The sequence below is a fragment of the Mycetocola sp. Y444 genome (genome assembly GCF_059445295.1).
On record NZ_JCAIUB010000001.1, the window covers coordinates 596,874 to 617,727 of the forward strand.

The following is a 20,854-nucleotide window of genomic DNA, read 5'->3' on the forward strand; positions in this document are numbered from 1 at the left end:
CACCAGGCTGCCCCGTCGCGGGGTTCGTCGTTGCCTGAACCATCACTCTTCGCAAGGAATGCAGCATGCAGCAGACAACAGAGTCCACAGCACCGGCGCCGTTCACAGGCACGGGGCACCCGAAACGCGCGGCGCCGGCCGGACAGCCGCGCACTCTCGCCGAAAAGGTCTGGGATGACCACCTGGTTGCCAAGGGTGAAGACGGCAATCCCGACCTGATCTACATCGACCTGCACCTCGTGCACGAGGTCACCAGCCCACAGGCCTTCGACGGTCTCCGGCTGGCCGGTCGACCGGTACGGCGCCCGGACCTCACCATCGCCACAGAGGACCACAACACGCCGACGATCGGCATCGACAAGCCGATCGCCGACCTGACCAGCCGTACCCAGATCGAAACGCTGCGCAAGAACGCCGTCGAATTCGGCATCCGCCTGCACTCGCTCGGTGACATCGAGCAGGGCATCGTGCACGTCGTCGGGCCACAGCTTGGCCTCACCATGCCGGGCATCACTGTGGTCTGCGGCGACTCGCACACCTCTACCCACGGCGCATTCGGGGCCATGGCATTCGGCATCGGCACGAGCGAGGTCGAGCACGTCATGGCGACGCAGACCCTCCCGCTCAAGCCGTTCAAGACCATGGCGATCAACGTCGACGGGACACTGCGGCCCGGCGTGACCGCGAAGGACATCATCCTCGCGGTCATCGCGAAGATCGGGACGGGTGGCGGGCAGGGCTACGTGCTCGAGTACCGCGGTTCGGCCATCCGGGCGCTCTCGATGGAGGGCCGGATGACGATCTGCAACATGTCGATCGAGGCTGGCGCCCGCGCGGGCATGGTCGCCCCGGACGAGACGACCTACGAGTACCTCAAGGGCAGGCCGCACGCACCGAGCGGTGCGGACTGGGATGAGGCCGTCAGCTACTGGAACACCCTCTCGACCGATGAGGGTGCCACCTTCGACGCCGAGGTCTACCTCGACGCCGACACCCTCGATCCCTTCGTCACCTGGGGCACCAACCCGGGGCAGGGCGTCTCTCTCAGCGACACTGTGCCTCACCCGGAAGCCATCGTCGACCCCAACGAGCGCGCAGCCGCCGAGCGAGCGCTCGAATACATGGACCTCGTCGCCGGAACACCGATGAAGGAGATTCCCGTGGATGCCGTGTTCATGGGATCGTGCACCAACAGCCGGATCGAAGACCTCCGTGCCTTCGCGTCGGTGATCGCGGGCAAGAAAAAGGCTGATGGAGTCCGTGTGATGGTGGTTCCCGGATCGGCGCGCGTCCGGATCGAAGCGGAAGCCGAGGGGCTTGACCAGGTGATCAAGGACTTCGGCGCCGAGTGGCGGTTCGCCGGCTGCTCGATGTGCCTCGGCATGAACCCTGATCAGCTTGCGCCTGGGGAGCGCTGTGCCTCGACGAGTAACCGCAACTTCGAGGGTCGCCAGGGCAAGGGTGGGCGCACCCACCTCGTGTCGCCGCTCGTGGCAGCGGCAACAGCCATCCGCGGCACTCTGTCGAGCCCCGCAGACCTCGAAGGAGCGAACTGACAATGGACAAGTTCACCACGGTGACCGGTATCGCAGCGCCGCTGATGCGCTCGAACGTCGACACCGACCAGATCATCCCAGCCGTCTACCTCAAGCGAGTCACCAAGACCGGCTTCGAGGACGCGCTCTTCGCCGGCTGGCGCCAGGATGAGAACTTCGTGCTCAACCGCCCAGAGTTCCAGGGAGCGACGGTTCTCGTGGCGGGTCCCGACTTCGGGACGGGCTCCTCACGCGAGCACGCCGTATGGGCGCTGCGCGACTTCGGCTTCAAGGTGATCCTCAGCCCGCGCTTCGGCGATATCTTCCGTGGAAACTCCGGCAAGCAGGGACTCCTCGCCGCCGAGATCTCCGAAGACGACACGAAAAAAATCTGGGCAGAAATCGATCGCCAGCCGGGAATAGAAATTACAGTCGATCTGGTTGCGAAAGAAGTCGCTATCGGTGACCTCACGGTTTCGTTTGAGATCGATGATTACACTAGGTGGCGATTGATTGAAGGCCTGGACGACATAGGCCTGACCCTGCGTGACGAGGCGCGGATCACTGAATTTGAGGCTGCCAGGGAAACCTGGCGCCCCAAGACCCTTCCCATTAAGTAATCAGGCTGCGCAGGTAAAACATTTGACTTCACTTCTTCAGGACGCATCACGGGCAGGAGCCAGCGTGGGGCTCGCAGGTGACAAGATCACAATCCACGGTGGACGCCCGCTCAACGGACGAATCGAGCTGAAGGGGGCGAAGAACCTGGTCACCAAGGCCATGGTTGCCGCCATCCTCGGTGAGACACCGAGCGTGCTCCGCGATGTGCCGGATATCAGCGATGTCCGCGTGGTTCGTGGCTTGCTCGACGTCCACGGCGTCAAGGTCACAAGCGACGAAGACGGCGTGCTCACCCTCGACCCCTCGAACGTTGAGAGCGCCCACATGGCGGACATCGACGCTCACGCGGGATCAAGCCGTATTCCGATCCTGTTCTGCGGACCGCTGCTGCACCGCCTCGGCGAAGCGTTCATTCCCGACCTCGGTGGGTGCCGCATTGGCGACCGCCCGATCGATTACCACCTGGAAGTTCTTCGTCAGTTCGGTGCCGTCGTGGAGAAGCAGCCGAGTGGCATCCGGATGAGCGCACCGAACGGGCTCAAGGGCACCAAGGTCCACCTGCCGTACCCGAGCGTCGGCGCGACCGAGCAGGTCCTGCTCACCGCTGTGCGCGCGGAGGGCATCACCGAGCTGCGTGGCGCGGCGATCGAGCCCGAGATCATGGACCTCATCAACATCCTGCAGAAGATGGGCGCGATCATCGCTGTGGACACCGACCGTGTGATCCGCATCGAGGGCGTTGAACGACTCGAGGGCTACAGCCACACCGCCCTGTTCGACCGCAATGAGGCTGCAAGCTGGGCAGCGGCTGCACTCGCGACCGAGGGAGACATCTTCGTCGGTGGAGCACGCCAGGCCGAGATGCTCACCTTCCTCAACGTGTACCGCAAGGTCGGCGGCAAGTTCGACATCCACGATGACGGCATCCGTTTCTACCACCCGGGCACCGAGCTCAACCCGGTGATCATCGAGACGGACGTCCACCCCGGCTTCATGACCGACTGGCAGCAGCCGCTCGTCGTCGCGCTGACCAAGGCGAAGGGCGTCTCCATCGTGCACGAGACCGTGTACGAACAGCGTTTCGGCTTCGTTGACGCGCTCGTCGAGATGGGCGCGACAATCCAGGTGCACAAGGAATGCCTCGGCGGACAGGCGTGCCGGTTCGGGCAGCGCAACTTCAACCACTCAGCGGTGATCTCGGGCCCGACCAAGCTGCGTGGAGCAGACATCGTGGTCCCGGACCTCCGTGGTGGATTCTCGCACCTCATTGCCGCGCTGAGCGCCGAGGGAACCTCGACGGTGTCGAACGTCGGCATCATCAGCAGGGGCTACGAGAAGTTCATCACCAAGCTCGAGCAACTGGGAGCCGACTTCGTTCTCGAAGGATAATGGGGCGGTGACCTCACCGAAACCAGTGCGCCTCAGGGCGAGCCCGGAAAAGACCCGACCGTCCATCTACTGGCTTCTGGCGTCGATTGCTTTGCCGCCGGCGAGCCTGATGATGCGGCTCCATGTCACCGGCGGTGAGAAGCTGCCTCGGAGCGGACCGTTCATCCTCGCGCCGAACCACTTCAGCGAGATCGACCCGATCGTTGTGGGCATGGCCGTGTGGAAGCTCGGCCGTGCGCCCCGGTTCATGGCAAAGGCGGGCCTGTTCAAAGTGCCGGTGATCGGTTACCTGTTGACGAAGTCGGGCCAGGTCCCTGTGGAACGGACCGGCTCGGTTCGCGGCCAGGACCCGGTCGCGGCCGGCGGGGAGCTCGTCGACAAGGGACAGGGCGTTGTTGTCTACCCGGAAGGGTCGCTGACCCGCGACCCGGACCTGTGGCCGATGCGTGGCAAGACGGGCGCCGTTCGGATCGCGCTGACCTACGGCATCCCGATCACGCCGATGGCGCACTGGGGCACCGACAAGGTCATGGCGAGGTACTCGCGCAAGATAAGCTTTTTCCCGCCCAAGCGTATTGACGTCAAGGTGGGCGATCCGGTGGATCTGTCGCGGTTCGCTGACCGACCGCTCGATGCGGCGACGCTGACCGAGGCGACCGCCGTCGTGATGGCGGCGATCACCGGGTTGCTCGCCGAGATCCGCGGCGAGACGCCCCCGGATGAGCCGTGGGACCCGAGCAAGCACAACCAGAAAGACACGGGCCGATTTTGAGCCGAAAGACAATCGCGCGCGTTGCCGTACTCGGGACGGGCAGCTGGGGCACAACCTTCGGCAAGATCCTGGCGGATGGCGGTTCCCACGTCACGATGTGGGCGCGCCGGCCGGAACTCGCCGCGGAGATCTCCCGCAGCCACCGCAACAGCGACTACCTCCCCGGCGTCGTGCTGCCCTCGAACCTCACGGCAACAGCGAACCTCGCGGACGCGCTCAAGGGCGCCCAGCAGGTCTTCATTGCGGTTCCCAGCCAGTCGCTGCGTGAGAACCTGGCGGCGATCCGCCCCCACATCGAACCGACGACGATCGTCGTCTCGCTGATGAAGGGTGTCGAGCGGGGGACAGGACTCCGGATGAGCGAGGTCATCGCCGAGGGCCTCGGTATCGACCCGTCGAGAATCGCTGTGGCCTCTGGCCCGAACCTCGCGCTCGAGATCGCCAGGGAACAGCCGACCGCCGCGGTGATCTCCTCGCAGAGCCTCGAGACCGCCCAGGCCGTCGCGCTCCTCGCCCGCAACAAGTACTTCCGTACGTTTGTGAACACGGATGTCATCGGTACGGAATTCGGCGGCGTGCTGAAGAACCTCATCGCGGTTGCCATCGGCATCGTCGACGGGGTCGGGTACGGCGAGAACACCAAGGCGTCGATCATCACCCGCGGGCTCGTTGAGATGACGGACTTCGCCGTCGCGCAGGGCGCGAAAGCCGAGACGCTGTCCGGTCTTGCCGGGCTCGGCGACCTCATCGCCACCTGCCAGTCCCCGTTGTCCCGCAACAATACGGCGGGACGGCTGCTCGGCCAGGGCTACAGCTTTCCGGCGGTGGTCAAGCAAATGCAGCAGACCGCCGAGGGCCTCGCGAGCGTTGCCCCCGTTCTCGAGCTCGCACGATCCATCGGCGTCGAAATGCCGATCGTCGAGCAGGTCAAGCAGGTACTCGACGGTACCCTCGACCCCAAAGACATTGCACCTCACCTCACGACAGACAGCGACGAGCCCCAGGGCGAAAGGACGAACGATGACGCAGAAGCGCCTGGTGGTGGTGTTGTTTGGAGGTCGGTCAAGCGAGCATTCGATCAGTTGCGCTACGGCGGGCGGAGTGCTGCGGGCAATTGATCGCTCGCTGTTCGATGTCGTCCCCGTCGGGATCACCCGCGACGGCGTCTTCGTTCTCGAACAGGACAATCCCGACAGGTTCGCGCTCGACAGGTCGCACCTGCCAGAGGTCGTCGACAACGGCACCCGTGTGCACTGGCCCGACAGTGCGACCAGCCGCGAGCTGACCGTCACCGCCGACGGCGTCACGACGTCGCTCGGCAACGTCGACATGGTCTTTCCCATCCTGCACGGTCCGTTCGGCGAAGATGGCACGCTCCAGGGCATGCTCGAACTGATCGACATGCCGTACGTCGGCAGCGGAGTGCTCGCGTCAGCCCTCGGGATGGACAAGCACTTCACCAAGACCGTGCTCGAGCACGCGGGGATCACTGTCGCGCCGTGGCGGACCATCTCGCAGCGCGACTACCACGTTGACGACTCGGCAGCGTTCGAGGCGCTCAGCACACTCGGTGCGCCCGTGTTCGTGAAACCGGCGAGGGCCGGCTCGAGCGTCGGCGTGAGCAAGGTCACCTCACCCGAACAGCTCGACAGTGCCATGCGCACGGCGTTCGCCGAGGACGACAAGGTGCTCATCGAAAAGGGCATGCCGGGGCGCGAGGTTGAAATCGCCGTGCTCGGAGGCCGTCCGGGTGAACCGGCGCGGGCATCCGTCGCCGGTGAGATCATGATCACCGGGCGGGACTTCTACGACTTCGACGCGAAGTATCTCGACGCCCCGGGAGTCGACCTGATCTGCCCGGCTGACATCGACGCAGACACGCTCGCGGCGCTGCAGTCGATTGCACTCCGTGCGTTCGACGCCATCGGTGCTGAGGGGCTCGCGCGCGTCGACTTCTTTCTCACCGAGGACGGAATCGTCGTCAATGAGGTCAACACGATGCCGGGATTCACGCCCATCTCGATGTTCCCGAGCTGCTGGATCGCGAGCGGCCTCAGCTACGCCGATCTCATCACCGAGCTCATCGACGTTGCCCACGCGCGCCGCGCAGGGGCGCTCTACAGCTAGTCGAGGACGTCTTCGGGGCCGACACAGGCTGTCGTCGCCGGTAGCGACGACACGGCGCTGGAGAGATCGATGAGCGCCGTCGTCCCCGAGACGCCGCCGGTAGCGGCATCCGCGTTGATAATGACCTCGACGGCTGGCTCACGCCCGTAGGTGGTGTATCGGTAGGTGTCGTTCGCCGCTTCGCTCTCGTCGGCGATCCAGTCGATGCCGTTGAGGGCGATGCACGGATCGGTTGTCGGGCCGGGAACGGCGACTCCGCAGCGGAGGATGACAGCGGCTGGTGACCCCCAGGCGGCCGTCGACTGGGCGTTGGTCTCGCGCTTCGGTTTGTCGGCGACCGTGTCTGGCAGCCGGACGATCACGTCGGCGCACGCCGGGTTGTTGGCGTCTGCCGCCGGCTCGAGAGTCACGGCCGAAGAGCACCCGGTGAGGCCGATGAGCGCGGCGAGGAGTACGCCACCGGCGAGGGAACGGAGGGGGAGAGGGCGAGGAGACATCAGGTTCAGGCTACCGTTGAACGCATGACGCAGCCTGACAACTCCCACCCGGATGCCGGGTCAGACACGGTCGGCAGCGTGCACGAGCTGGCCGTGCTGTCGCGCATCTTCCCGCTTCTGCCTGCGGCGAGTGCGGCAACAGTCGGTCCAGGCGATGACGCAGCGGTGATGGCGGCTCCCGACGGCAGGTTCGTGATCACGACAGACATGATGGTGCACGGACCGGACTTTCGCTTCGCGTGGTCGACCGGGCACGACCTCGGCTGGAAGGCAGCCGCGTCAAACCTCGCCGATGTTGCCGCAATGGGTGCACGGCCGACAGGGCTCGTCGTGGCCATCGCTGCAACACGCGACACCCCGGTCACGCTGCTCGAGGACATCGCGACAGGTCTTCGGGATGCCTGCGAAGAGCTCGCTCCCGGCTGCGGTGTGGTCGGCGGGGACCTGTCGGTCTCCGACACCTTCACCCTCGCCATCACCGCATTCGGCGACCTCGAGGGCCGTGCGCCGGTTCTCCGCTCCGGAGCACGCCCCGGCGACACTCTCGCGCTGTGTGGCGACGCCGGAGTCTCAGCGGCCGGCCTGAAACTGCTCTTCACGGATGCCGTGACCCGCGACGGGAGGCCTGACCACGCGAAAGCTCAACGGCTGAGGCAGGAGCACCCCCGCGTTGTCGGCGCACAGCTGGCACCTCGTCCTCCCATCGCGTCAGGCGTCGTCGCCGCACTCGCCGGCGCAACAGCGATGCTCGACGTGTCGGACGGGCTCGGCCTCGACGCGCGAAGAATTGCCGCAGCATCCGGTGTCGCCATCACCCTGGACCGAGCCAGCCTGGGAGACGACCCCGACACGGCACTGCGCGGAGGCGAGGACCACGCACTGCTCGCGACGTTCCCACCCGGCAGTGAGCTGCCGGAGGGATTCCGTGTCATCGGCAGCGTGACCGCCGGCGACGGTGTGACCGTTGGCGGCGAAGCTATCGCTGGTGTCGACGGCTGGGATCCTTATGAGGGGTGGAACGGCGGCACGGGCTAGGGCCTATTCCGGCACTGCCCACCACACGGTGGTCTCGCCATACTTTTTGCGTCGCGCCTGCACGAGACCCGCAGGCCAGACCGGCTCGGGGGAGCGTGAGCTCCGTTCGACCACAACGAGCGAGTCGGGGCCGAGGATCCTGAGGACGGCCGCGAGGTTCGACGCCAGCTCTGCCTCGGGCAGGTCGTACGGCGGGTCGAGGAAGACGAGGTCGAACGGCCCGACCGCTGAGTCGAGGTAGCTCTGCACCGGCCGCGATGCCACGTCGATCTTCACCTTGCCCGGCGCTGCGTTCGACACGGCCTTTGCGTTGAGGCGGCACACTGCTGCTGCCTGTGACGAGCGTTCGACGAGAATGACCTCGCTCGCACCCCGGCTTGCCGCTTCGAGGCCGAGGGCGCCGGATCCGGCGTAGAGGTCGAGCACCTGCGCGCCGTCCAGAATGCCGCGTGCATCGAGTGCCGAGAACATGGCCTCCCGAACCTGGTCGCTCGTCGGCCTGGTGCCGGATTTGGGGACCTTCAGGGGCAGGGAACCGGCAAATCCGGAAACGATTCTTGTCACCAGCCCACAGTACGCTGAGCCGCGACGTCGGTGCGCCCGAATAGACTCGGAGCATGAACGCCCAGCCACTGGCCGCCAAGCTCGACAGCGTCATCGGCGGTCGAACGGCGTCCGCGTTCAAGCGTGCCTTCGGCGTCGTCACCGTCGGCGACCTGCTCGAGCACTACCCGAGACGATACGCGCGCAGGGGTGAGCTGACCGCCCTGAGTGAGCTGCCGGTCGGCGAACCGGTGACCATCGTCGCCGAGGTGATCGAGGTGCGAGAGCGCACCATGAAGGCCCGCAGGGGGTCGATCCTCGAGGTTCGCATCACCGACGGAAAAGGCATCCTGAGTCTGACGTTCTTCAACCAGGCGTGGCGGACGCGAGAGCTTCGCCCCGGTGCCCGCGGAATCTTCGCCGGCAAGGTCGGCGACTACAAAGGTGCACTCCAGCTGGCCCACCCCGACTACGAACTCTTCGAGTCAACCGACGCGGACACCAGCCCGGATGCGGCCAGGAAGTGGGCGGAGACTCCCATCCCGATCTACCCGGCAACGAGCACAGTGGCGAGCTGGCAGGTGCACAAGGCGATGGCGCTTGTGCTCGATTCGCTGCCAGAACTGCCCGACCCGGTCCCGGTTGAGGTCAGGACGCGCGAGAACCTCCTGACCTACGGCCAGGCGATCGAGAAGATCCACCGGCCGACGACGGATGCCGACTGGCACGTCGCGCAGGACACCCTGCGGTACCGCGAGGCGTTCCTTCTCCAGGCGGCGCTGCTCCAGCAGCGGCAGATCGCCCGACTGGAGGAAACGACACCACGCGCCGCCACCCCGGGCGGTCTGCTCGAACAGTTCGACAGGCAGCTCGCTTTCACCCTCACCGGCGATCAGACCCGCGTGGGCGCTGAGATCGCCAGGGACATGGCGGAGCCGGTGCCGATGAACCGGCTCGTGCAGGGCGAAGTGGGTTCAGGCAAGACCCTCGTCGCCCTCAGGGCAATGCTCGCCGCCGCAGACTCGGGCGGGCAGTCCGCGTTGCTCGCACCCACCGAGGTCCTCGCCGGCCAGCACCTCAGGTCCCTGGTGAAGTCGCTCGGGCCCGACCTGTCCGCGCAACTGTTCCCGACGCTGCTCACCGGGACGATGCCGACCGCGGAGAGACGCAAGGCGCTGCTGCGAATCGTGAGCGGCCAGGCGCGCATCGTCGTCGGAACCCACGCCCTGCTCGGAGAGAGCGTGACCTTCTACGACCTCGGACTCGTCGTCGTCGACGAGCAGCACCGATTTGGGGTGGAGCAGCGCGAAGCGCTTCGGCAGAAGGGCCATCAGCCGCCCCACGTGCTCGTACTGACCGCAACTCCCATTCCGCGAACCGTTGCCATGACCGTCTTTGGTGACCTCGAGGTGAGCACGATTCGTGAGCTGCCTGCTGGCCGGGCCGGGATCGAGTCGTTCGTCGCCGGTCTCGCGGAACATCCCGGGTGGATCCACCGGGTGTGGGAGCGGGTCAGCGAGGAGGTGGCTGCCGGTCGACAGGCGTTCGTGGTCTGCTCAGCGATCGACGTCAACGAGCCCGACGACGTGGACTTCCACCCCACCGACCCCGATGCGCAGCTGCCGGACCTGAAGGACCTGAAAGACCAGGGCCCGCCGCGTTCAACCGTGGTCGGGACGCTCGCCGAACTGCGCCAGTTGCCCGCGACAAAAAATCTTCGAATCGAGGCGCTCCACGGTCGGATGCCAGGTGAGGAGAAAGACCGCATCATGCGCGCGTTCGCCGCCCACGAGATCGACGTTCTCGTGGCCACAACGGTGATCGAGGTGGGTGTCGACGTGCCGAACGCATCGACGATGGTCGTGCTCGACGCCGACAGGTTCGGGGTGTCCCAGTTACACCAGCTCCGTGGTCGCGTCGGCAGGGGGGAATGGGCCGGACTGTGCCTGCTGGTGACGAACGCAGCACCCGGGACCATCGCCAGGACCCGCGTCGACGCGGTCGCCAGCACCCTCGACGGCTTTGAACTCGCCCAGGCCGACCTCGAGCTGCGCCAGGAGGGAGATGTCCTCGGCAGTGCCCAGTCCGGCGGACGCTCCTCACTCAAGCTGCTGCGCGTGGCTTCGGACGGCGACCTCATCGCCAGGGCGAGGGAAGACGCGCAGGATGTCCTCGAACACGACCCAGGGCTCGACGACCACGTTGCGTTGCGTCACGCGCTCGAGCAGCGCGTCGACGCGTCGGCCCGCGCGGCGCTGTCCAAAAACTGAGAACCGCCGCGCGGCGAATCGGACGAGGGGGGCATCACTGCGGATTCTCTGGGGGACTGCCCGTGACTCTTGTGTGTGCCGGTAGGCTGAGGCCATGCAGAGGATCGCCGTCGTTCCAGGCTCGTTTGACCCCGTCACCCTGGGGCATCTTGACGTGATCGAGAGGGCGGCCGGTCTCTTCGACGAGCTCCACGTGCTCGTCGTGCACAACCCGTCGAAGGTCGCCCTTCTGCCGATCTCTGAGCGCGTCTCGCTCCTCGAGGAGTCGATTCGTGACGCGGGGATAGCGGGCAAGATCGTGGTGGCGTCCTGGAGCGTCGGGCTCCTCGTCGACTACGCGACCGACGTCGGCGCCTCTGTCCTGGTGAAAGGCATCCGTTCACAGGTCGACGTGGCCTATGAAACACCGATGGCGATCGTCAACCGGCACCTCGCCGGCGTTGAGACGGTGTTCATGCTGCCTGATCCCGCCCATGCCCACGTGTCGAGTTCTCTCGTGCGACAGGTGTCTTCCCTCGGCGGGGATGTCAGCCCGTACGTGCCAGCGGCAGTGACCCGGTTCCTCCAGCGCTCATGACTTCGATCCCGGCGACGGATGGCAAGGCCACGGCGGTCGAAGAGACCGCGGGCTTCGACATCCGCGACGCGCATCGCCTCGCCTCGGACATCATCCGCAATGTGGAGTCGGTGATCGACGGGAAACACCGGGTGGTGCGCACAGCGCTCACGGTGCTCCTCGCCGAGGGACACCTGCTCATCGAGGATGTGCCGGGCGTCGGGAAGACGATGCTGGCGAAGGCGCTCGCCCGGTCCATCACGGCGACGGTCAGCCGCATCCAGTTCACGCCGGATCTCCTGCCGAGTGACGTCACCGGAATCTCCGTGTACAACCAGGCCGAGCGGCGGTTTGAGTTCAAGCCTGGCGCGGTCTTCGCGAACATCGTGATCGGCGACGAGATCAACAGGGCGTCACCCAAAACGCAATCCGCCCTGCTCGAGTGCATGGAGGAGCGTCAGGTCACCGTGGACGGGACCACCTACCATCTGGCCACGCCGTTCACCGTGATCGCAACCCAGAACCCGATCGAGATGGAGGGGACATACGCGCTCCCTGAGGCCCAGCGAGACAGGTTCATGGCGCGCATTTCGATGGGTTACCCCGATGAGTCCGCCGAACTCAGCATGCTCGCTTCGCGGGACGTCACGAATCCGCTCGCCGATCTTGCCCCCGTTGTCTCGGCATCCGCTGTGCAGCGCCTGATGGCGAGCGTTCGGGACGTTTACGTCTCTGATGCCGTCAAGGAGTATGCGGTCCGGATCCTGCGCGCGACCCGCGAACATCCCGACCTCAGGCTCGGAGGGAGCCCGCGCGCGACGCTCCAGCTCGTGCGGGCTGCGAAGAGCTTCGCGCTCGTCGAGGGCAGGGACTTCGTTCTTCCCGATGACATCGATGCGCTCGCGAACGCTGTCCTCGGCCATCGCCTGATGCCGACGAGCAGGGCGCTCGGCAACCACCAGCACACGGACGAACTCATCCGCGACATCATCGACGGCATCATCGACGAGACGGCAGTGCCGCCGTCACGCACAACAGGGACCTGAGATGCCGACGCCCAGCCGTGGGAGTTCGCGGGCCGTTCGGCCCACGAGGCGCGGCTGGAGTGTGCTTCTCACCGCTGGCGCTGTTCTCGTCGGCGCGACCCTCATCGACAGGAGGGAAGGCCTCTACCTGTCCGCGTTCCTGGTGCTGCTGTTCGTGGGCTGCGTTGTGTATATCCAGGCCCACAGGCCCAGGCTCGCCGCGGTTCGCTCGTTCTCGCCGCCGAGCGTGATGGTCGGCCAGCCCGCGGTCGTGCACACCAGGGTGACGTCGAAGAGTGACCTTGAAACCGCGACCGTCTGGATCGAGCAGGTTCCGGCTGTCTTCGGGCGAACGCCGACCGGCGAACTGGCGCGAGGCAGGTGGCAGCGCGGGCGTGGTTACTCCACTGACATCGAATACGAGCTCAGGTCCTCCCACAGGGGGCGGTACCCGATCGGTCCGCTGTGGGTCACCCACGGTGACCCGTTCGGGCTCGTCGTTGCCGAGCGCGCGATCGCCGGCACCAGGGAGATTTCGATTACGCCGCGCGTCAGTGTGCTCGCCAATGCGGGGCTTGCGAACGCCAGCGGCGACGGCGTCCGTCACGAACTGAACCACTTCGCGGCCCAGCGTGCCGACGAGCTCATCGCCAGGGAGTACCGCACCGGCGACTCGCTGCGTCGCGTGCACTGGAGTCAAACGGCCCGCAGGGGCGAACTCATGGTGAGGCAGGAAGAGCGTCAGGGCGACCCGGAAGCAGCCATCGTGCTCGACACCGCGCTCGCCGGCAGGGGCGAGGCGAACGGTGCCACCTCTGACGCTCATTTCGAACGCATGGTCGAGCTCGTTGCGTCGCTCGGCGTGCACCTTCTTGATGCGGGCTACCAGGTCTCCCTCGTCGAATCAGCGACGGATGCCATCCCGAGCACTGAGGGGACATCGCCGTACCGCATCTCAGGGTTCGAGCCCGGCGCTGCACCCGCCCTGCTCGATACCCTCGCCGAAACGCAGCGCCACCCGGTGCCGGACGGCTATGACGTGACCGCCGGACTTGCGACGGTGATCAGGAGAACGGGAAAGGTGATGCCCGTCTTCGCGGTTCTCGGACAGGTGTCTCCGACGGGAGCCCGGCGGCTGGCGGGGATGAAGATCAACGCAGCCCCCGCCGTCGCTTTCTTCGTCCCCGCCGAGAACCAGGCGAGCCGCGGCCACTCGACCGAGTCCCAGGTGCTTGGCGGCGCCGGATGGCGAACCGCCGTGTTCACCGAACGCACGCCGGTGGTCGAGGCGTGGTCTCTCGTCGCGTTCGGGGCGACCGGCGGACAGTCCGCCCGGAGGGGCCGTGACCGTGTCGGGAACTAAAACAGCCCCAGAGCGCCCGGCAGCGGCGAAGGCCCCGCCGACAGCCCTGCCGGGAGACCGGCCGGGAAGTGATCATGTCACCAGGCAGAGGATGGGCGCGAGGCTCTGGCCGCTGAGCCTCGCGACCCTTCTGGTCTACACGGTGGCAATCTCGACACTTTCCCCGCTCCTCAGCGGTGCCTCGTGGTGGCTGGGAACCGCGATGCTCGGCGCCGTTGTCCTCTGCTCCGCGGCAACGGCCCGGGGCCTCGGCGCGAGGCCGGCTCTCGGGTCGCTCATCGGTGGTGTCGTCTGGGTCGCGATGCTCGTGCTGTTTTTCGCTCCCGACACCGCGCTGGCCCTCGTCGTCCCCACCTGGGACACCGCCGAAACCTTCCGCGAACTGATGTCGGACGGGTTCCGCTCGATCAGCCGTCAGGGCACGCCGGCGAACGCCGAGGTCGGAATTCTCTTCGTCCTCGCGGTGGGGGCTGGCGCATTCGCCCTTCTCTGTGACCTGCTCGCGGTCGTCATCCGGATGCCGGCGCTCGCCGGCATCCCTGTTGTCGCCATCGCACTGGTTCCCGGCTTCGTCATCGGTGAGGTCAACCTGGTCGCGCTCGCCCTGTGCGCCGCCGCGTATCTCGTGCTCCTCGCCGCCGACACGAGGGTGCGCCAGTCGGCAGCGCGGCACCCGAGGGGAATGCTCGGCATCGGCGCTTTCGCCGTCATCGGTGCACTACTGGCGGCGGCGGTCGCCCCCGGTTACAACGGCGAGAGCCTTTTCCAGGCAACGGGTGGTTCGACATTCGGACGCGGCGTGAGCCCCCTCGTCGACCTCGGAAAAGACCTGAGGCGGCCGGGAGGGGCCCGCCAGTTCACCTACACGACGACGACCGATGAGTCGCTGTATTTCCGTCTTCTGACCCTCGATCAGTTCGACGGGACCACCTGGTCTGCGAGCCGTTCGAACGATCGTGTCTTCAACGAACCAGACCTCATGGTCGATGTCCCCGGGCTGTCCGCTGAGGTGGCCACGGAGCCGACGACGACGACCGTCGACGTCGCGGCCATGGTGGCGCCCTGGGTTCCGGTCCCGTTCCCGAGCGTGCGCGTCTTCGGGCTCGCCGGGCGCTGGACGTGGGACGTCGACGGGCTCACTCTCTCGAGTCGCCTGTCGAGCGCAAGCGGGCAGTCGTACATCGCCGAGAGCGTGCTGATCAAGCCGACACGGGAGCAACTGATCGCCGCTCCCGGCGCGTATCCGGACTCCGTCAGCCGGTTCCTTGAACTTCCTGATGAGATCCCCTCGATCATCACTGATACAGCCGCCCAGGTCGTTGGGGAGTCGACGAACGGGTTCGACCGGGCGTTCGCGCTCCAGCAGTACCTGCGGAGCACTGACTTCACCTACTCCGTCGAGGCCCCTGTCGAGGACGGCTATGACGGTGACGGCTTCGACGTCATCGCCAAGTTCCTCGAGAAGAAGAGCGGGTACTGCGTCCACTACGCCTCGGCGATGGCCATCATGGCGAGGGTGCTGGGCATCCCGGCCAGGGTGGCACTCGGCTACCTCCCCGGTGACAGGCTGGGGAGCGCGGGGGACCGGCGCAACTATGCGGTTGCGACCGACGATCTTCACTCCTGGCCGGAACTGTATTTCTCCGGCGTCGGCTGGGTCCCGTTCGAACCGACACCAGGGCGAGGGTACGTTCCCGACTACGCGACATCGGTGTCTCAAGGCAGCCCGACGGCGAACCCGAACGACCTGGACTCCGCCAATCGGAACGCACAGGAGCGCACTCCGGTCGAGCAGGCGCCGACAACACAGACCGGTTCGCAGGTCGATTCGGCACCTCCCGTCGGGATCATCGCCGCCTTCGGGGTAATCGTCCTCGCCATCGTCGCGTTCCCCTGGGTGAGGAGAAGCCTGCGGCGCCGCCGCCGGTTCCGCGCCCTCAGAACCGGACGCGCCGGCCCCGTCGACGCCTGGCAGGAGCTGAGCGAGGCGGCACTCGATTTCGGCGTCGGGATGAATGGCGCCGAAACCCCCCGCGGGTTCGCCGCGCAGCTCACCCGGGCGGTGGCGCTGTCCGGTCCCGACGCCGAAGCCCTGGATCGCCTGCTCGAGAGTGTCGAACGGCTCAGATTCGCGGCGCGAGCCGGGCCGAGTTCGGGCGAAGCGCTCGTCGCGGACGTCGAACGCCTCACGCGAGCGATGGCGACGGCGTCGACGCTGCCCGTTCGGTTGCGCGCGACGCTCGCACCGGCATCCGTTTTGCAAGGAACACCCAGCGGACGCTCAGCGGGCGTGCCAAGGTCACTGTAGAATTTCTCGGTGACCAAATACACCAAACTGCCATTCGCGGTGAACGTCCGCGACCTCGTGCGGCGACCGGGTGAAATGCAGGAACGCGACATCACCGTCGACGCTCCGGAGACCTGGGGCGCTGGCCTCATTGCCGTCACCCAGGGAACGCCCGTCTACGAACGGGTCCGCCTTGAGTCGGTCCACGAGGGGATCCTCGTTACCGCCGAAGCCGAAACTGTTGCGACCGGAGAGTGCGGAAGATGCCTGATTGACATCTCCCAGAGCGTCCAAGTCGAGTTTCAGGAGCTTTTCGCGTACTCTGGTGAAGAAGCTTCTGACCTAGAGGTTCACAATGACCATGTGGATCTTGAACCTCTGATCAGAGACGCAGTGGTTTTATCACTGCCGTTTCAGCCGGTATGCCGGCCAGATTGCCCCGGACTCGACCCAGAGACCGGCGAGCGACTGGCAGATAACCCGGATAGAAAACCCCAAGAGCACCTGGATCCTCGCTGGTCCGCGCTCGCCGGGTTCTCCCAAGACCCAAGCTCCGACAACTCGGATGCTCCAAGCAAAGAAGAGAGATAAGTCATGGCTGTTCCGAAGCGGAAAATGTCACGAGCCTCCACCCGTGCACGCCGTGCGCAGTGGAAGGCTGAGGCCCCCACCCTGGTGAAGACCGTAGAGAACGGCAAGGTTACATACAGCCTTCCGCACCGCGCCAAGGTCGTCGAAGACTCCGCCGGCACCGCGCTCTTCATGGAATACAAGGGCCGCAAGGTCGCCGACGTTTAGTCAGCGCTTCGCTCGCTGAGACCGAAGGCTGAGAAGTGTCGGTAACAGACAGCACGACAGACCGAGGGTCGCTATTGGCGGCCCTCGGTGTGTCGCTTAACGAAGCGGTGTTGGAGCATGCGCTCACACACCGCTCTTTTGCATACGAAAACGGCGGCATCCCGCACAACGAACGCCTCGAGTTCCTCGGCGATTCGGTGCTGGGTTTGAGCGTTACCCAAAAGCTGTACCGGGAGAACCCGGATCTGCCAGAGGGTTCCCTCGCCAAAATGCGTGCGAGTGTCGTGTCGACGGCTGCCCTCGCCGAAATCGCGAGGACGATCGGCCTCGGCGCCCACCTGAAGCTCGGGCGGGGCGAAGAGCTCACCGGCGGACGCGATAAGGCGTCCATCCTCGCCGACACCATGGAAGCTCTCATCGGTGCCGTGTACCTGGACCAGGGCCTCGAGACAGCCTCTGCACTCGTGCTGCGACTGGTCGAACCGCTCCTCGAGGATCCCGCACGATTCGGTGCGGCAATGGACCCGAAGACGAGCCTGCAGGAAGTCGCCGCTCGCTTCAACGCTCCGGCTCCCGTCTACGAGATCGAAGCGTCAGGGCCAGACCACAACCGTGTGTTCGTCGCCACGGTGACCGTGGGCTCCCTCGTGACCGCCGTCGGTGAGGGTTCGAGCAAGAAACACGCCGAGATGGCGGCAGCGCTCACCGCATGGACCGAGCTGAGTGCCCGAGCTTCCTGAGGTCGAGGTGGTGCGAGCCGGCCTCGAGCCCGCCGTCACCCGTGCGCTGATCACGAGCGTCGACGTTCTCGACGCGAGGAGCCTCAAACGCCATCCGGCGGCATCCGGGGTCTTTGTCGACCTGCTCGAGGGGCGGCGGATCCTCGCTGCGACGCGTCGTGGCAAGTTCCTGTGGTTTCCGCTCGATAACGACACGGCCCTCGTCACCCACCTCGGCATGAGCGGGCAGATGCTGCTGCGTTCGCCGGGGACCGACGACCGGTTGACGCGCATCCGCATCGGCATCGAGTCACCACAGCATGGCGAACTGCTCGTCAATTTCGTCGACCAGCGCATCTTCGGCGGGATGGCTGTCGACACCCTGCTGCCAACGCCGGACGGCCAACCGGGAGGTTTCTCCGGTGCGGTCCCAGGACCCGCACGCGTGCCGAGCCAGGTGGCCCACATAGCGCGGGATCCGCTCGACGAGGCCTTCGACGACGGCGGGTTCCTGGAGCGCCTTGGCCGCAAGGGCACAGGGGTTAAACGCGCACTTCTCGATCAGACCCTGGTCTCCGGCATCGGCAACATCTACGCCGATGAAGCGCTGTGGGCTGCGAAGATCCACTACGAGCAGCCGGCGGCCTCTCTGTCGAAGCGGAGAGCTGGCGTGCTGCTCACCGAGGTGCGCGCCGTGCTCGAGAAGGCCCTGGCCGAGGGCGGGACGAGTTTTGACGCGCAATACGTCAACGTGAACGGGGCGAGCGGGTACTTCGCGCACAGCCTCAATGCCTACGGGAGACAGGGTCAGCCGTGCCCCCGCTGTGGGACACCGCTGCGGCGGGAGAAGTTCATGAACCGGTCGTCGCACTTCTGCCCGCGCTGCCAGCGTCGACGCTGAGCACCCCGCCTGCATCCGCGACCACCGTCTGGTCGCCCCGCCTGCACCGCGCCGTCCCGGCATCCGTGCGCCGTGGGCTTCGACTGTCGCAAGTGCAGGCAAGAGCGCTCCGTAACGTGCATTTGCGACCACCGAACCGCCGGGGCTCCTCACCGTTGGCTTCAACTGTCGCAAATGCAGGCAAGAGCGCTCCGTAACGTGCATTGCGACCACCGAACCGCCCACGACTGCGCTACCCCCCCCCGGCATCCGGGTGCCGTCGGCTTCGACTGTCGCAAATGCACGCCATAACGCTCAAAAGCGTGCATTTGCGACCACCGAACCGTCGGGGCTGTGCACCGTTGGGTTCAACTGTCTCAAATGCAGGCCATAGCGCTCCGTAACGTGCATTTGCGACCACCGAACCGCCGGGGCTCCTCACCGTTGGCTTCAACAAACGAGCCGCTTTGTGGAGCTTCTGCCCCCGCTGCCTGTCTCCGCGGAGCCGACATATGACCTGTGCCCCGATCGCCGGTTAGGGCGAACGCCCGGCCGCGGGGAAGATGGATGTATGACACTCGCTTTCATTCGCCACGGCCAGACCGACTGGAACTTCGAGAACCGACTCCAGGGTTCCACCGATATTCCCCTCAACGAGACTGGTCGGCAGCAGGCACGTGACGCGATCGCGACGCTGGATGGAGTGAACTGGGAGGCCATCGTCAGCTCGCCTCTCCGCCGCGCTCGGGAGACCGCGTCGATCATCGCCGAGGGCCTCGGCATCGAACTCGGACCCGCATACGACGAACTCGTCGAACGGAATTACGGCGAGGCCGAGGGGGCAACCGCCGAGGTCATCGCCGAGCGCTGGCCGGACAGGGACTTCCCGGGCCTCGAGTCGCTCGAGTCAGTCGTCGAGCGCGGCACGGCAGCCATCGAGCGGGTACACGCCGACTACGGCGACCGCAACACACTCATCGTCTGCCACGGAACGATCATCAGGTACACGCTGTCGTCGCTCGCCGGACGCCGGTTCGACCAGATCCGTAACGCGTCTGTCGCGACGTTCGACCGGTTGGGCGAGGGCTGGCGCGTGCTGAGCGTCAACGACGAACCGGTCGCAGAGCTTCCCGTCGGCTGAGCGACGGCCTCGCTGGCCTCGGAGCGACAGTGGACTGGCCCCGACAGGGAGCTCTGGTCACACCACCTTTTTCCACGACGCTTCGTACGCCACGGGGACAAAGCCGACGGCTTCGTTGACACTCAGCATCGGACGGTTCTCCTCGGCGTTGAACGTGATGATGGCGGGTGTCGCGGGCGAGACACGGATGAGCTGCTCGAGGTTCGCGAGCTTCAGCAGCATTCCCAGTCGGTGTCCGCGGTGTTCGCGGAGCACGAGCGTGTCCTCCTGGATGGCCGTTTTGCCGTTCGCTTCGGGGATCGCGATGTCGGTATAGCCGACGAGCCGATTCGTGGCGATATCCAGCGCGGCCGAGGTCAGGTTCGTACGCCCTCCGGCCTCGTTGCGATCGTCGAGACTGTCCACGCGGGCTTCGTCCCAGTGCTCTTCAGCGAATTCGAGCCCAGCGGCGGGGGCATCCGTCGACATTCTCTGGTGCAGCCGTGCCATGTCGGCGAGCCACTGTTCCGGGCACCGCCCCACCCACTGCACGACCCGGTAGCCCGACGCGTGTGATTCAGCGACACGTCGGTTATCCGCGAGCACCTCCGGATCGATCGGGAGTTCGATTCGTGACACCCGCGCCACCTGCTCGAGGCTGTACCCGTTTGCCTCGGCGAACCGGACGGCGGGTGAGTCCCGGTCGACGGTGCCAAAGCCGGTCGGTGGCACGACGACGTCGTTAGTCTCCGACGGCCGGTGCATGCTGAAGGACTGGAGCACCCGCAGGCCGTTACTGTCGGCAAGAGCCTCGAGCACGCGGAGCAGAGCTGTTCCAATACCTCTCCGACGAACGTCGCTCTCCACCTCGATTTCGAGAAACGCGGCGGGGGCACCCTCCTCCGGCTGCCACTCATACACTCCGCGCCCGACGAGACGGCCGTTCAAGCGGGCGAGGAAGAGGCGCTTGGGAGCGAAGCTGTCATGCCAGTCCGGAAGGTACTCCTTCGACGTCCGCGTCAGGTCGTCCGTGCCGAGCGTTTCCTCCTCGACCCTGTTGCGGAGGTTCACCATCTCGACGAACGACTGGCCGTCGGGTGAATCCAGCGTGGCGGGAATGGCGAGTTCCTCGATCGACACCTCATCGATCAGCGGGTGCAAAGCCATGTTCCGTCCCTACCTGTCTGGTGCCGGCGTGCCGCGGGCAGCGGATCAGCCTAGCCACGGCCGATCGGGCTGTAAAGGGTGGCTATTTCGCGGGAATGCCCGGGTCTGTCGGGGTTCACGACGGTTCGTTGGGTACGGTAGTGCTGAGAA

The 20,854-nt window shown here is 66.0% G+C and carries 20 protein-coding genes; 17 read left to right on the plus strand and 3 right to left on the minus strand.

What is annotated here, in order from left to right; translation table 11 throughout:
- Window positions 1-65 precede the first annotated feature (65 nt).
- The 6 genes from leuC (at window position 66) to AC1C2M_RS02895 (ending at window position 6,444) form a co-directional block, all read left to right on the plus strand.
- Complete coding sequence (gene leuC, locus AC1C2M_RS02870) at window positions 66-1,556, plus strand: 3-isopropylmalate dehydratase large subunit (protein ID WP_495435187.1); 1,491 nt, start codon at window positions 66-68, stop codon at window positions 1,554-1,556.
- A gap of 2 nt (window positions 1,557-1,558) precedes the next feature.
- The gene (leuD, locus tag AC1C2M_RS02875) at window positions 1,559-2,155 is read left to right on the plus strand and encodes a 3-isopropylmalate dehydratase small subunit (RefSeq protein ID WP_483404457.1); all 597 of its coding nucleotides are present in this window, start codon (window positions 1,559-1,561) and stop codon (window positions 2,153-2,155) included.
- 64 nt (window positions 2,156-2,219) lie between these two features.
- Entirely contained in the window at window positions 2,220-3,545 is a 1,326-nt protein-coding gene (gene murA, locus AC1C2M_RS02880) for a UDP-N-acetylglucosamine 1-carboxyvinyltransferase (RefSeq protein ID WP_483404456.1), read from the plus strand.
- 7 nt (window positions 3,546-3,552) lie between these two features.
- Complete coding sequence (locus AC1C2M_RS02885) at window positions 3,553-4,317, plus strand: lysophospholipid acyltransferase family protein (protein WP_483404455.1); 765 nt, start codon at window positions 3,553-3,555, stop codon at window positions 4,315-4,317.
- Window positions 4,314-5,435 (plus strand): NAD(P)H-dependent glycerol-3-phosphate dehydrogenase, encoded by a 1,122-nt coding sequence (locus AC1C2M_RS02890; protein ID WP_495435188.1) that lies wholly within the window; start codon window positions 4,314-4,316, stop codon window positions 5,433-5,435. Before AC1C2M_RS02885 ends, AC1C2M_RS02890 begins: the two co-directional genes overlap by 4 nt.
- On the plus strand, window positions 5,338-6,444 hold the full coding sequence (locus AC1C2M_RS02895) for a D-alanine--D-alanine ligase family protein (RefSeq protein WP_495435189.1): 1,107 nt from the start codon (window positions 5,338-5,340) through the stop codon (window positions 6,442-6,444). The genes AC1C2M_RS02890 and AC1C2M_RS02895 overlap by 98 nt, the downstream gene beginning before the upstream one ends.
- Here the strand turns inward: AC1C2M_RS02895 and AC1C2M_RS02900 are convergent.
- Window positions 6,441-6,941 carry a DUF3515 domain-containing protein gene (locus AC1C2M_RS02900; protein ID WP_495435191.1) on the minus strand — a complete coding sequence of 167 codons (501 nt, stop codon included), beginning with the start codon at window positions 6,939-6,941 and terminating at the stop codon, window positions 6,441-6,443. The genes AC1C2M_RS02895 and AC1C2M_RS02900 overlap by 4 nt on opposite strands.
- Before the next feature lie 24 nt (window positions 6,942-6,965).
- Between AC1C2M_RS02900 and thiL the strand changes: the two genes are divergently transcribed.
- Window positions 6,966-7,976, plus strand: a complete 1,011-nt coding sequence (gene thiL / locus AC1C2M_RS02905; protein WP_495435192.1) for a thiamine-phosphate kinase — start codon at window positions 6,966-6,968, stop codon at window positions 7,974-7,976.
- A 3-nt stretch (window positions 7,977-7,979) separates the two neighbouring features.
- On the opposite strand, the gene rsmD is transcribed toward thiL, so the two are convergent.
- Window positions 7,980-8,540, minus strand: a complete 561-nt coding sequence (gene rsmD / locus AC1C2M_RS02910; protein WP_495435193.1) for a 16S rRNA (guanine(966)-N(2))-methyltransferase RsmD — start codon at window positions 8,538-8,540, stop codon at window positions 7,980-7,982.
- 53 nt (window positions 8,541-8,593) lie between these two features.
- Here rsmD and AC1C2M_RS02915 point away from each other — a divergent pair, with 53 nt between their 5' ends.
- The 10 genes from AC1C2M_RS02915 (at window position 8,594) to AC1C2M_RS02960 (ending at window position 19,558) form a co-directional block, all read left to right on the plus strand.
- Window positions 8,594-10,789: an ATP-dependent DNA helicase RecG gene (locus tag AC1C2M_RS02915; protein WP_495435195.1), complete on the plus strand. Its 2,196-nt coding sequence runs from the start codon at window positions 8,594-8,596 to the stop codon at window positions 10,787-10,789.
- A 94-nt stretch (window positions 10,790-10,883) separates the two neighbouring features.
- A complete protein-coding gene (coaD, locus tag AC1C2M_RS02920; protein ID WP_483404448.1) occupies window positions 10,884-11,366 on the plus strand; it encodes a pantetheine-phosphate adenylyltransferase in 483 nt (160 codons plus the stop codon).
- Window positions 11,363-12,391 (plus strand): AAA family ATPase, encoded by a 1,029-nt coding sequence (locus tag AC1C2M_RS02925; protein ID WP_483404447.1) that lies wholly within the window; start codon window positions 11,363-11,365, stop codon window positions 12,389-12,391. The genes coaD and AC1C2M_RS02925 overlap by 4 nt, the downstream gene beginning before the upstream one ends.
- A 61-nt stretch (window positions 12,392-12,452) precedes the next feature.
- Window positions 12,453-13,733 (plus strand): DUF58 domain-containing protein, encoded by a 1,281-nt coding sequence (locus AC1C2M_RS02930; protein WP_495435197.1) that lies wholly within the window; start codon window positions 12,453-12,455, stop codon window positions 13,731-13,733.
- Window positions 13,720-16,041: a transglutaminase TgpA family protein gene (locus AC1C2M_RS02935; protein ID WP_495435198.1), complete on the plus strand. Its 2,322-nt coding sequence runs from the start codon at window positions 13,720-13,722 to the stop codon at window positions 16,039-16,041. Before AC1C2M_RS02930 ends, AC1C2M_RS02935 begins: the two co-directional genes overlap by 14 nt.
- A 9-nt stretch (window positions 16,042-16,050) precedes the next feature.
- Entirely contained in the window at window positions 16,051-16,611 is a 561-nt protein-coding gene (locus AC1C2M_RS02940) for a YceD family protein (RefSeq protein ID WP_483404444.1), read from the plus strand.
- Between the two features lie 3 nt (window positions 16,612-16,614).
- Window positions 16,615-16,818 (plus strand): 50S ribosomal protein L32, encoded by a 204-nt coding sequence (gene rpmF, locus AC1C2M_RS02945; protein ID WP_108391343.1) that lies wholly within the window; start codon window positions 16,615-16,617, stop codon window positions 16,816-16,818.
- A gap of 74 nt (window positions 16,819-16,892) precedes the next feature.
- Window positions 16,893-17,558, plus strand: a complete 666-nt coding sequence (rnc, locus tag AC1C2M_RS02950) for a ribonuclease III (RefSeq protein WP_483404971.1) — start codon at window positions 16,893-16,895, stop codon at window positions 17,556-17,558.
- Window positions 17,542-18,438 carry a bifunctional DNA-formamidopyrimidine glycosylase/DNA-(apurinic or apyrimidinic site) lyase gene (gene mutM, locus AC1C2M_RS02955; protein ID WP_495435199.1) on the plus strand — a complete coding sequence of 299 codons (897 nt, stop codon included), beginning with the start codon at window positions 17,542-17,544 and terminating at the stop codon, window positions 18,436-18,438. The genes rnc and mutM overlap by 17 nt, the downstream gene beginning before the upstream one ends.
- Window positions 18,439-18,988: 550 nt before the next feature.
- The gene (locus AC1C2M_RS02960; RefSeq protein WP_495435200.1) at window positions 18,989-19,558 is read left to right on the plus strand and encodes a histidine phosphatase family protein; all 570 of its coding nucleotides are present in this window, start codon (window positions 18,989-18,991) and stop codon (window positions 19,556-19,558) included.
- 57 nt (window positions 19,559-19,615) lie between these two features.
- Here AC1C2M_RS02960 and AC1C2M_RS02965 read toward each other — a convergent pair whose 3' ends face one another.
- The gene (locus AC1C2M_RS02965; RefSeq protein ID WP_495435201.1) at window positions 19,616-20,704 is read right to left on the minus strand and encodes a GNAT family N-acetyltransferase; all 1,089 of its coding nucleotides are present in this window, start codon (window positions 20,702-20,704) and stop codon (window positions 19,616-19,618) included.
- Window positions 20,705-20,854 lie beyond the last annotated feature (150 nt).

Bases quoted from the DNA above. Each gene is read 5' to 3' on its own strand.
- leuC (WP_495435187.1), top strand. From the start codon at position 66: ATGCAGCAGACAACAGAGTCCACAGCACCGGCGCCGTTCACAGGCACG.
- leuD (WP_483404457.1), top strand. From the start codon at position 1,559: ATGGACAAGTTCACCACGGTGACCGGTATCGCAGCGCCGCTGATGCGC.
- AC1C2M_RS02895 (WP_495435189.1), top strand. From the start codon at position 5,338: ATGACGCAGAAGCGCCTGGTGGTGGTGTTGTTTGGAGGTCGGTCAAGC.
- AC1C2M_RS02900 (WP_495435191.1), bottom strand. From the start codon at position 6,941: ATGTCTCCTCGCCCTCTCCCCCTCCGTTCCCTCGCCGGTGGCGTACTC.
- thiL (WP_495435192.1), top strand. From the start codon at position 6,966: ATGACGCAGCCTGACAACTCCCACCCGGATGCCGGGTCAGACACGGTC.
- AC1C2M_RS02915 (WP_495435195.1), top strand. From the start codon at position 8,594: ATGAACGCCCAGCCACTGGCCGCCAAGCTCGACAGCGTCATCGGCGGT.
- coaD (WP_483404448.1), top strand. From the start codon at position 10,884: ATGCAGAGGATCGCCGTCGTTCCAGGCTCGTTTGACCCCGTCACCCTG.
- AC1C2M_RS02925 (WP_483404447.1), top strand. From the start codon at position 11,363: ATGACTTCGATCCCGGCGACGGATGGCAAGGCCACGGCGGTCGAAGAG.
- rpmF (WP_108391343.1), top strand. From the start codon at position 16,615: ATGGCTGTTCCGAAGCGGAAAATGTCACGAGCCTCCACCCGTGCACGC.
- AC1C2M_RS02960 (WP_495435200.1), top strand. From the start codon at position 18,989: ATGACACTCGCTTTCATTCGCCACGGCCAGACCGACTGGAACTTCGAG.
- AC1C2M_RS02965 (WP_495435201.1), bottom strand. From the start codon at position 20,704: ATGGCTTTGCACCCGCTGATCGATGAGGTGTCGATCGAGGAACTCGCC.